This window comes from Bacillus sp. XB1, assembly GCF_053557995.1.
Genome location: NZ_JBNRIL010000009.1, coordinates 37,583 through 48,353 on the forward strand (window position 1 = coordinate 37,583; position 10,771 = coordinate 48,353).

Consider the following 10,771-nt stretch of genomic DNA (forward strand, 5'->3'; position numbering starts at 1 on the left):
TTATACATACTGCACAAATATAGATTAAATAAGATAAGTGGTGAGAATATGATTTTTGTATTGGATGTAGGGAACACAAATGCTGTACTAGGTGTGTTTGAAGAGGGGGAACTTCGTCAGCATTGGCGCATGGAAACAGATCGTCATAAGACAGAAGATGAATATGGAATGCTTGTAAAGCAATTGCTTGAGCATGAAGGTCTTTCGTTTGAAGATGTGAAAGGTATTATTGTGTCTTCAGTCGTACCACCAATTATGTTTGCTTTAGAGCGCATGTGTGAAAAATATTTTAAAATTAAACCGCTTGTAGTAGGGCCTGGGATAAAAACAGGGCTAAATATTAAATATGAAAATCCGCGTGAAGTAGGCGCAGACCGAATTGTAAATGCAGTAGCAGGAATCCACTTATATGGAAGTCCGCTTATTATTGTTGATTTTGGTACGGCTACTACATATTGTTATATTAACGAAGAAAAGCATTATATGGGTGGAGTTATTACGCCAGGAATTATGATTTCAGCAGAGGCTTTATATAGCAGAGCAGCAAAACTTCCTCGTATCGAAATTACAAAACCAAGCAGTGTAGTTGGGAAAAATACAGTAAGTGCGATGCAATCGGGTATTCTTTATGGTTATGTTGGACAAGTGGAAGGTATTGTTAAGCGTATGAAAGAAGAAGCTAGACAAGAACCTAAAGTTATTGCAACAGGTGGATTAGCAAAATTAATTTCCGAAGAATCGAATGTAATTGATATTGTAGATCCATTTTTAACGTTAAAAGGTTTATACATGTTATATGAACGTAATGCAAATTTACAGCATGAGAAAGGTGAATAAATACGTATGAAAGATTATTTAGTAAAAGCGTTAGCGTTTGATGGAGAAGTGCGTGCGTATAGTGTACGTACAACAAATACAGTAAGTGAGGCGCAAAGACGTCATGATACATGGAGAACAGCTTCAGCGGCACTAGGGCGTTCTTTAACTGCGGGTACAATGATGGGCGCAATGTTAAAAGGTGAGCAAAAGTTAACGATTAAGGTAGAAGGTAACGGTCCGATTGGTCCTATCTTAGTAGATGCTCATGCAAATGGAGATGTACGTGGTTATGTAACGAATCCGCATGTTGATTTTGAAGGAACAGAACAAGGGAAGTTACGTGTATATCAAGCGGTAGGTACAGAGGGGTTTGTAACTGTAATTAAAGATATTGGAATGCGTGAGCCGTTTATTGGTCAATCTCCAATCGTTTCAGGAGAATTAGGAGAAGACTTTACGTATTATTTTGCAGTTTCTGAACAAACGCCTTCTTCTGTAGGTGTTGGTGTTCTTGTAAATGGAGATGATAGCATATTAGCGGCAGGTGGATTCATCCTTCAAATTATGCCGGGTGCGCAAGATGAAACGATTTCATTTATTGAAGACCGTTTACAAAAGATTCCACCTGTATCAACGTTGATTGAACAAGGACTTTCTCCGGAAGAGCTACTATATGCAGTTCTTGGAGAAGATAAAGTAAAAGTATTAGAAACAATGGATGTTCAATTTAATTGCACATGCTCACGCGAGCGTATTGAGAGTGTATTAATTAGTTTAGGTAAAACAGAGTTAGAGCAAGTTCGTGAAGAAGAGGAAGAGACAGAAGTTCACTGTCATTTCTGTAATGAACGATACAAGTTCTCTAAAGAAGATATTACAAATTTAATCGAGAATTTGTAATAAGGGAATTAAGAGGAGCAATCCTCCAAATGAATTGACAAACAGGGAATTTTCTGACAAAATCTAAATATAGATAAAACCAATAAAAATACTCGGTGTTAGGAGTGACAGGAATGCGAATGGCACAATCAGTTTCAGAATTAATCGGGAAAACGCCGATCGTTAAGTTGAACCGCATCGTAGAATCAGACAGCGCAGATATATACTTAAAATTAGAATTTATGAATCCGGGGAGTAGCGTTAAAGATCGTATCGCATTAGCTATGATTGAAGATGCTGAAAAAAATGGATTATTAAAAGAGGGCGATACAATCATTGAGCCGACAAGTGGTAACACAGGAATTGGTTTAGCGATGGTAGCGGCTGCTAAAGGATATAATGCAATCTTAGTAATGCCAGAAACAATGAGTATTGAGCGTCGTAATTTATTACGTGCTTACGGTGCGGAATTAGTATTGACTCCAGGGCCTGAAGGAATGGGTGGAGCAATTCGTAAAGCGACTGAATTAGCAAAAGAGCATGGCTACTTTATACCACAACAGTTCAAAAACCAATCGAATCCAGAAATTCACCGTTTAACAACAGGTCCAGAAATTATTGAACAAATGGGTGACCAATTAGATGCGTTTATTGCAGGTATTGGTACAGGTGGAACGATTACTGGTGCTGGTGAAGTACTGAAGGAAGCGTATAAAGATATTAAAATTTATGCAGTAGAACCTGCAGATTCACCAGTATTATCTGGTGGGAAACCAGGTCCACATAAAATCCAAGGAATTGGGGCGGGATTTGTTCCGGAGACGTTGGATGTAGAAGTATATGATGAAATTATTCAAGTGAAAACAGAGCAAGCATTTGAATATGCGAGAAGAGTGGCTAAAGAGGAAGGTATTTTAGTTGGTATCTCTTCAGGCGCAGTTATTTATGCAGCAACAGAAGTTGCGAAAAAGTTAGGTAAAGGGAAAAAGGTACTTGTTATTATCCCGAGTAACGGTGAACGTTATTTAAGTACACCACTTTATCAATTTGAATCATAATTAAACGCGATTGAAAAAGCATCCTTGAAAAAGGGTGCTTTTTCTTTTGGGATTGGAAATAGGAAAAGAGTGAATGACTAGAAAACTTCATGTAAAATAAGAGGTAGTATAATTAAATTATTTTCACTAGCCTTCGAGTATAATCAATCTCTATATAAATAACTTATGTAGTTTGAGCTGGTTAATCTAAGAGGGTGGGATAAAAGAAGACGGGGTGTTGATATGCAACGAAGAAAATCTTTAGCGCTTTCTATTCCATATCAGTTAGATTTCTTTAAGCAATATAAATTTCTTTCTCAGGGTAAATCGCAACATATTTTGTTAGAAAGCGGCCGTGGCGGTCGTTATAACATTGTAGGGCTGAACCCAGTAGCGGTAATCCGAGGGAAGGATGAAACGTTACATATAAGTGAAAGTGGTAAGGAAACAATAAAACGAGGGAATCCGTTAGATTTAATGCAAGAATATATGGAACAATGGAAGACGGACTATAACCCAGAGTATCCGCCTTTTCAAGGTGGTGCAATTGGCTATTTCAGTTATGACTGTATCCGTTATATTGAAAAGCTGCCTTCTCTTGCGGAAGATGATATTAATATACCTGACATCTTCTTTTTATTATTTGATGACGTATTTGTCTATGATCAAAAAGAACAAGTGTTATGGGTTATTACGCATTATGTAGATAAATATGAAGAGGCAAAAGAACGGCTAAATGAGTGGAAGAGTCTTTGGATGACAGAAGCGCCTGAAGTGACTGTGCCCTTTGAAAGTCCTGAAAAGAAAAGTGAAGCAGTTGCTTTTACTGAAGCCGGCTTTATGAAGGCAGTTGAATGTATTCAAGAATATATTGGGGCGGGTGATGTGTTCCAAGTAAACTTGTCGACGAGACAAGAAAGAACGTTACAGACACACCCACTAGAAATTTATACAAGTCTTCGTGAAATTAATCCATCTCCATATATGGGTTACCTGGAGCTTGGGGATTTTCAAATTGTTAGTGGATCGCCAGAGTTGTTAATTAAGAAACAAGGAACTGAAGTAAGTACAAGACCAATTGCTGGAACGAGATCTAGAGGCGCGGATGAGCAAGAGGATGAAGAATTAGCAAGAGAATTAATTGAGAACGAAAAAGAAAGAGCAGAGCATGTAATGCTTGTGGATTTAGAAAGAAATGATTTAGGACGTGTTTGTAAATATGGCACTGTAGAAGTGGATGAATTTATGGTAATTGAGAAATACTCACATGTTATGCATATTGTTTCTAATGTGCGTGGTGAGGTGGAAGAAGATAAAGATGCTTTTGATTTAGTGAAGGCTGTATTCCCTGGGGGAACAATTACTGGTGCCCCGAAAATACGTACGATGGAAATTATTGAGGAATTAGAACCTGTTCGAAGAGGGATTTATACAGGTTCAATCGGTTGGATTGGTTATTCTGGAGATACAGAATTGAATATTGTAATTAGAACGCTTCTTGCTAAAGATGGAAAAGCTCATGTACAAGCAGGGGCGGGAATTGTAATTGATTCAAATCCAGAAAATGAATATAAAGAGTCGTTAAAAAAGGCGATTGCTTTATGGCGTGCAAAAGAACGTAGCGAAGAAACGGTTAGGTGAGAGAAATGATATTAATGATTGATAATTATGATTCTTTTACATTTAATTTAGTGCAGTTTCTTGGAGAACTTGGACAAGAGCTCGTTGTTAAACGTAACAATGAAGTGACCATTTCAGATATTGAGAATATGAAACCAGATTTTCTAATGATTTCTCCAGGTCCATGTAGTCCTAATGAAGCGGGGATTAGTATGGAAGTTATTAAATACTTTGCTGGAAAGATTCCGATTTTTGGAGTTTGTCTAGGGCATCAATCCATTGCACAAGTGTTTGGTGGAGAGGTTGTCCGTGCAGAACGATTAATGCATGGGAAAACGTCGCTTATGCATCATGATGGAAAGACGATTTTTTCGGATATTCCTAATCCGTTTACTGCGACGCGCTATCATTCCCTTATTGTTAAGAAAGAGACGTTACCCGATTGCTTAGAGGTAACATCTTGGACAGAGGAAGGAGAAATTATGGCACTTCGTCATAAGACATTGCCGATAGAGGGTGTGCAATTCCATCCGGAATCTATTATGACTTCTCATGGGAAAGAGTTGTTACAGAATTTCATTTGTAAATACAGTCCAAGTGCAACGTTATGTTAATTTACGTAAATGGTCAGTATGTAGAAGCAAGTGAAGCGAAAATTTCTCCTTATGATCATGGTTATTTATATGGTCTTGGAGTTTTTGAAACGTTTCGTATTTATAATGGTCATCCTTTCTTATTGGATGATCATTATGACCGTTTAATAGAAGCGCTGGATACATTGCAAATTAAATGGACAATGACAAAAAATGACGTGATGCTTATTTTGAAAGATTTACTCGCTAAGAATGAATTGAAGCATGCATATGTACGTTTTAATGTATCAGCGGGTATAGATGAAATAGGATTACAAACGGAAATGTATGAAGAGCCTTCGGTTATTGTTTTTATAAAACCTTTAACAGCTCCAGGAGATGTAGTGGAAAAAGAAGGTGTTATTCTAAAACAAGTGCGAAATACACCGGAAGGAACATTTCGTCTGAAGTCTCATCATTATTTAAATAATATTTTAGGGAAGCGTGAAATTGGAAATGTTGTGAGTAAGGAAGGTATTTTTCTTACTGAAGCAGGTTATGTTGCAGAGGGTATTGTTTCCAATCTATTTTTTGTGAAAGGTGATGTTTTATATACACCTTCGTTAGAGACAGGGATTTTAAATGGTATCACTCGTGCGTTTATTATAAAGAGTGCTGAAGAATTAAATATAGAAGTAAAGGAAGGTTTCTTTACAAAAGATGAGCTACTTTCAGCGGATGAAGTCTTCGTAACAAACTCCATTCAAGAAATTGTTCCGCTTTATCGTATAGAAGCGCAGGATTTCCCGGGTAAAGTAGGAGTGGTTACAAAAAGTTTAATGTACCTTTATGGAATGCAAAGAGAGAAATTATGGAGCAGAAATGAATTACGAAGAGGAGATGTGTAGTTTGAAGTGGGATTATGATTTACGCTGCGGCGAATATACATTGAATTTAAATGAAAAGACATTAATTATGGGGATTTTAAATGTAACACCAGATTCGTTTTCTGATGGTGGGAGTTACAACGAGGTAGATGCTGCGGTACGTCACGCAAAAGAAATGCAAGGTGAAGGTGCTCATATTATTGATATTGGTGGCGAATCTACTCGCCCGGGTTTTGCTAAAGTATCAGTAGAAGAAGAAATAAAGCGAGTTGTCCCGATGATTCAAGCAGTTTCAAAAGAAGTAAAATTGCCTATATCTATCGATACATATAAAGCTGAAGTTGCAAAGCAAGCAATTGAGGCTGGTGCTCATATTATTAATGATATTTGGGGAGCGAAGGCGGAGCCGAAAATTGCTGAAGTCGCAGCTCATTACGATGTACCCATCATTTTAATGCATAACCGCGATAACATGAATTATCGTAATTTAATGGCGGATATGATTGCTGATTTGTATGACAGTATTAAAATTGCTAAAAATGCTGGTGTGCGAGATGAGAATATTATTTTAGATCCAGGTATCGGTTTTGCTAAAACACCTGAGCAGAACTTAGAGGCGATGCGTAATTTAGAACAGTTAAATGTGCTAGGTTATCCGGTTCTCTTAGGTACTTCGAGAAAGTCCTTTATTGGGCACGTATTAGATTTGCCAGTAGAGGAACGCCTTGAGGGAACGGGAGCTACTGTTTGTCTTGGTATTGAAAAGGGCTGTGAGTTTGTTCGTGTCCATGATGTGAAAGAAATGGCGCGTATGGCTAAAATGATGGATGCGATGATTGGTAAGGGGGTAAGGTAATTGGATAAAATTTATATCCATGATATGGAGTTTTATGGTTATCATGGCGTGTTCCCAGAGGAGAATAAATTAGGTCAGAGATTTAAAGTTGACTTAACGGTGGAGTTGGATTTAAAGCGTGCAGGGGAAAGTGATGACTTAGAGCATTCGGTCAATTATGGAGAGCTTTTCGAATTATGTAGAAAAGTTGTTGAGGATAGAAAGTATAAGCTTGTGGAGAGTATCGCTGAAAATATTGCTGCAGATATATTAAAACAATATGAAAGTATTTCGCGCTGTACAATTAAGGTAATTAAGCCGGATCCACCGATACCGGGTCATTATCGTGCTGTAGCAGTAGAAATTACGAGAGAACGTCCATGAACAATATAGCTTACATTGCATTAGGGTCGAATATTGGAGAGCGTTATACGTATCTAACCGAAGCGATTCAGTTTTTAAATAAAAATCCTTATATTCAGGTTGATGATATTTCATCTGTATATGAAACTGAGCCAGTTGGCTATACTGACCAAAGTTGCTTTTTAAATTTAGTTATAAAAATTTCTACCAATTTATCACCACAAGAATTATTGAAAGTAACACAAAAAGTAGAAAATGACCTAGGAAGAAAAAGGGAAATTAGGTGGGGGCCGAGGACTATCGACCTTGACATTTTACTTTATAATCAAGAGAATATTGAAGCAGAGAATCTTATTGTTCCGCATCCGCGGATGTTTGAAAGAGCTTTTGTTATCGTTCCGTTGTTAGAAATTAATCAAGACATAAAACAAAACATTTCATGTTCACAAGTAGAAGAAATGAAAAGGCGAGAGGGAGTAACGGTATGGAAGCAGAAAAATGGGGAAGACGCATTCGTGCTTTTCGAAAGCTAAAAGGTTACACACAAGAAGGTTTTGCTAAAGCACTAGGGGTATCTGTATCTGTTTTAGGTGAGGTTGAGAGAGGGAATAGATCGCCTTCTCAAGATTTTGTAGTAGAAGTTGCTAAGGCATTAAATGTTTCGATAGAGGAATTAATGCCAAAGTGATTGTACAGGAAGGAGTAGATTGATTGTTAAAGATTGCAAATATCGAGATGAAAAATCCGGTTGTACTAGCACCGATGGCGGGAGTGTGTAACTCTGCATTCCGTTTAACAGTAAAAGAATTTGGTGCCGGCTTAGTTTGTGCTGAAATGGTAAGTGATAAGGCAATATTGCTTAATAATAAAAGAACATTAGATATGTTATATATCGACGAGAGAGAAAAGCCATTAAGTTTACAAATTTTTGGTGGAGAGAAAGAAACTCTTGTAGATGCTGCGAAATATGTAGATAAATATACGACAGCAGACATAATTGATATTAATATGGGTTGTCCAGTGCCGAAAATCGTTAAATGTGATGCTGGAGCAAGGTGGCTTTTAGACCCGAATAAAATATATGAAATGGTAGCAGCGGTTGTAGATGCTGTTGAAAAGCCGGTTACAGTTAAAATGCGTATCGGTTGGGATGAAGAACATATTTTCGCAATAGAAAATGCTAGGGCTGTTGAGCGTGCTGGTGGCCAAGCTGTGGCGGTTCACGGACGTACACGAGTGCAAATGTATGAAGGAAAAGCGGATTGGGATATTATTAAACAAGTAAAACAATCTGTAAATATCCCGGTTATCGGAAATGGTGATGTCGCAACGCCGCAAGATGCAAAGCGTATGCTTGATGAAATTGGTGTAGATGGTGTTATGATTGGTCGTGCTGCTCTTGGAGATCCGTGGATGATTTATCGTACGGTAAAGTATTTGGAGACAGGTGAATTAATGCCGGAACCAACAGTGCGCGAGAAAATTGATGTATGTATGTTGCATCTAGATCGTCTTATCGACTTAAAGAATGAAAGTGTCGCTGTAAGAGAGATGAGAAAACATGCAGCTTGGTATTTAAAAGGTGTTCGTGGTAATGCGAGTGTACGTAATGGTATTAATGCTTGTAACACACGGGAAGACCTTGCGAATGTGTTAGGTACATTTGTAGAAGAAGTGGAAGCGAAACAACAAACAATTTACGTTGGTTAATAATGGACATAGGAGATTGACATTCTTCTATACACTTCCTATAATTACGTGAAAGAAAGAAGAGCTGCCAGTTAGTTGCTGGCAGTTTTTCTAGTTGAGTAGAAAATGCTATACTGTATATATTGTAAAATTAAATAGAGCTGGAGTGATATCAATATCATGGATAACATGAACCACGAAGAATTAAACGACCAATTGATTGTTCGTCGTGAAAAGCTACATAATTTACGTGAACAAGGAATTGACCCGTTCGGTAAAAGATTTGAACGCACAAATTCAACAACTGACTTAGTGAGTCTATATGGAGAGTTCTCTAAAGAGGAATTAGAGGAGAAGGAAATCGCTGTTTCTATCGCTGGTCGTATTATGACAAAACGCGGAAAAGGGAAAGCTGGATTTGCACATGTTCAAGATTTACATGGACAAGTTCAAATTTATGTTCGTAAAGATGCTGTTGGAGATGACGAGTACGAATTATTTAAAACAGCAGATTTAGGTGATTTAGTAGGTATTGAAGGTAAAGTGTTCAAAACAAACGTTGGAGAACTTTCAGTAAAAGCAACAGGCTTTACGCTATTAACGAAATCTCTTCGTCCATTACCAGATAAATACCATGGATTAAAAGATGTTGAACAACGCTACCGTCAACGTTACTTAGACTTAATTACAAGTATGGAAAGTCGTGAAACGTTCGTTACTCGTAGTAAAATCATTCGTGAGATGAGAAGATACCTAGATGACAACGGTTATCTTGAAGTGGAAACACCTATGATGCATGCAATTGCAGGTGGAGCTTCTGCGCGTCCTTTCACTACACACCATAATGCGTTAGATATGGAATTATATATGCGTATCGCAATTGAGCTACATTTAAAGCGTCTTATTGTGGGTGGTTTAGAAAAAGTATATGAGATCGGCCGTGTATTCCGTAATGAGGGTGTATCAACTCGTCATAATCCTGAGTTTACGATGATTGAATTATATGAAGCATACGCTGATTATAAAGATATTATGAAGTTAACAGAAGATATGGTTGCTCATATCGCGAAAAAAGTACTGGGTACAACAACAATCCAGTATGGTGATTATGAAATTAATCTAGAACCAGAATGGACACGTCTTCATATGGTAGATGCGATTAAGCAATACTCTGGAGCTGATTTCTGGAATCCGATGAGTGTAGAAGAAGCGCGTGAACTTGCAAAAGAACATAATGTAGAAATTAAAGATACAATGGAAGTTGGTCATATTATAAATGAATTCTTCGAACAAAAAGTAGAAGATAAATTAATCCAACCAACATTTATTTACGGTCATCCGGTAGAAATCTCGCCGCTTGCGAAAAAGAATGATGAAGATCCAAGATTTACAGATCGTTTCGAATTATTTATCGTTGCGCGTGAACATGCAAATGCATTCACTGAGTTAAATGATCCAATCGATCAAAAAGAACGTTTTGAAGCGCAATTAAAAGAGCGCGAACAAGGTAATGACGAAGCTCACATGATGGATGACGATTATATTGAAGCTCTTGAGTACGGTATGCCTCCTACGGGTGGATTAGGAATCGGTATTGATCGTCTAGTTATGTTATTAACAAATGCACCATCTATTCGTGATGTATTATTATTCCCTGCTATGCGCCATAAACAAGACTAAGCTTTGGAGATTTCTCCAAAGCTTTTTTTATTTGAGCATGAGTTGCGTGGGTATAGTAAATCTTGATAGTGCGAGAAATTATATTTATATAGAAGAAATGTGCTGTTTTTATACTTTTTACTAAGTTAAAAATTTTATTAGAAAAACTATTGCATTTTAATAATCAAACTGGTATATTTATATTCGTTGCCACGAAAGGTAACAAACAAAACAAACGAAAAACAACTTATTGAAAAAAGTTGTTGACGAAAGTATAACGAAATGTTATATTGATAAAGTCGCTTCTGAGCGACAAAGTAGTTCTTTGAAAACTGAACGAAACAAACAACGTGAAACGTCAATTTTTATTTTAGATGCTAGACAAACTAACTTTATTGGAGAGTTTGATCC

General features: G+C 37.3%; 12 protein-coding genes. All 12 read left to right on the top strand.

Features of this window, described 5'->3' with window-relative positions; translation table 11 throughout:
* Positions 1-48: 48 nt before the first annotated feature.
* The 12 genes from ACK1U5_RS27270 (at position 49) to lysS (ending at position 10,381) form a co-directional block, all read left to right on the top strand.
* Positions 49-837 (top strand): type III pantothenate kinase, encoded by a 789-nt coding sequence (locus ACK1U5_RS27270; protein WP_000578368.1) that lies wholly within the window; start codon positions 49-51, stop codon positions 835-837.
* Positions 838-843: 6 nt separating this feature from the next.
* Positions 844-1,719 (top strand): redox-regulated molecular chaperone HslO, encoded by an 876-nt coding sequence (gene hslO, locus ACK1U5_RS27275; RefSeq protein WP_000656372.1) that lies wholly within the window; start codon positions 844-846, stop codon positions 1,717-1,719.
* Positions 1,720-1,832: 113 nt separating this feature from the next.
* Positions 1,833-2,756 carry a cysteine synthase A gene (cysK, locus tag ACK1U5_RS27280; protein WP_069604772.1) on the top strand — a complete coding sequence of 308 codons (924 nt, stop codon included), beginning with the start codon at positions 1,833-1,835 and terminating at the stop codon, positions 2,754-2,756.
* A 222-nt stretch (positions 2,757-2,978) separates the two neighbouring features.
* On the top strand, positions 2,979-4,376 hold the full coding sequence (gene pabB / locus ACK1U5_RS27285) for an aminodeoxychorismate synthase component I (RefSeq protein WP_001189719.1): 1,398 nt from the start codon (positions 2,979-2,981) through the stop codon (positions 4,374-4,376).
* A gap of 5 nt (positions 4,377-4,381) precedes the next feature.
* On the top strand, positions 4,382-4,969 hold the full coding sequence (gene pabA / locus ACK1U5_RS27290; protein ID WP_000602309.1) for an aminodeoxychorismate/anthranilate synthase component II: 588 nt from the start codon (positions 4,382-4,384) through the stop codon (positions 4,967-4,969).
* A complete protein-coding gene (gene pabC / locus ACK1U5_RS27295; protein WP_000909873.1) occupies positions 4,963-5,835 on the top strand; it encodes an aminodeoxychorismate lyase in 873 nt (290 codons plus the stop codon). Before pabA ends, pabC begins: the two co-directional genes overlap by 7 nt.
* Positions 5,810-6,670 (top strand): dihydropteroate synthase, encoded by an 861-nt coding sequence (gene folP, locus ACK1U5_RS27300; protein WP_002103948.1) that lies wholly within the window; start codon positions 5,810-5,812, stop codon positions 6,668-6,670. Before pabC ends, folP begins: the two co-directional genes overlap by 26 nt.
* Complete coding sequence (gene folB / locus ACK1U5_RS27305; RefSeq protein ID WP_000358062.1) at positions 6,671-7,033, top strand: dihydroneopterin aldolase; 363 nt, start codon at positions 6,671-6,673, stop codon at positions 7,031-7,033.
* Positions 7,030-7,545, top strand: a complete 516-nt coding sequence (folK, locus tag ACK1U5_RS27310; RefSeq protein ID WP_001059447.1) for a 2-amino-4-hydroxy-6-hydroxymethyldihydropteridine diphosphokinase — start codon at positions 7,030-7,032, stop codon at positions 7,543-7,545. Before folB ends, folK begins: the two co-directional genes overlap by 4 nt.
* Positions 7,497-7,700 (top strand): helix-turn-helix domain-containing protein, encoded by a 204-nt coding sequence (locus ACK1U5_RS27315; protein ID WP_000387024.1) that lies wholly within the window; start codon positions 7,497-7,499, stop codon positions 7,698-7,700. The genes folK and ACK1U5_RS27315 overlap by 49 nt, the downstream gene beginning before the upstream one ends.
* 23 nt (positions 7,701-7,723) lie before the next feature.
* Positions 7,724-8,722: a tRNA dihydrouridine synthase DusB gene (gene dusB, locus ACK1U5_RS27320; RefSeq protein ID WP_000912251.1), complete on the top strand. Its 999-nt coding sequence runs from the start codon at positions 7,724-7,726 to the stop codon at positions 8,720-8,722.
* A gap of 159 nt (positions 8,723-8,881) precedes the next feature.
* Positions 8,882-10,381: a lysine--tRNA ligase gene (gene lysS, locus ACK1U5_RS27325; protein ID WP_000369668.1), complete on the top strand. Its 1,500-nt coding sequence runs from the start codon at positions 8,882-8,884 to the stop codon at positions 10,379-10,381.
* Positions 10,382-10,771: the final 390 nt, after the last annotated feature.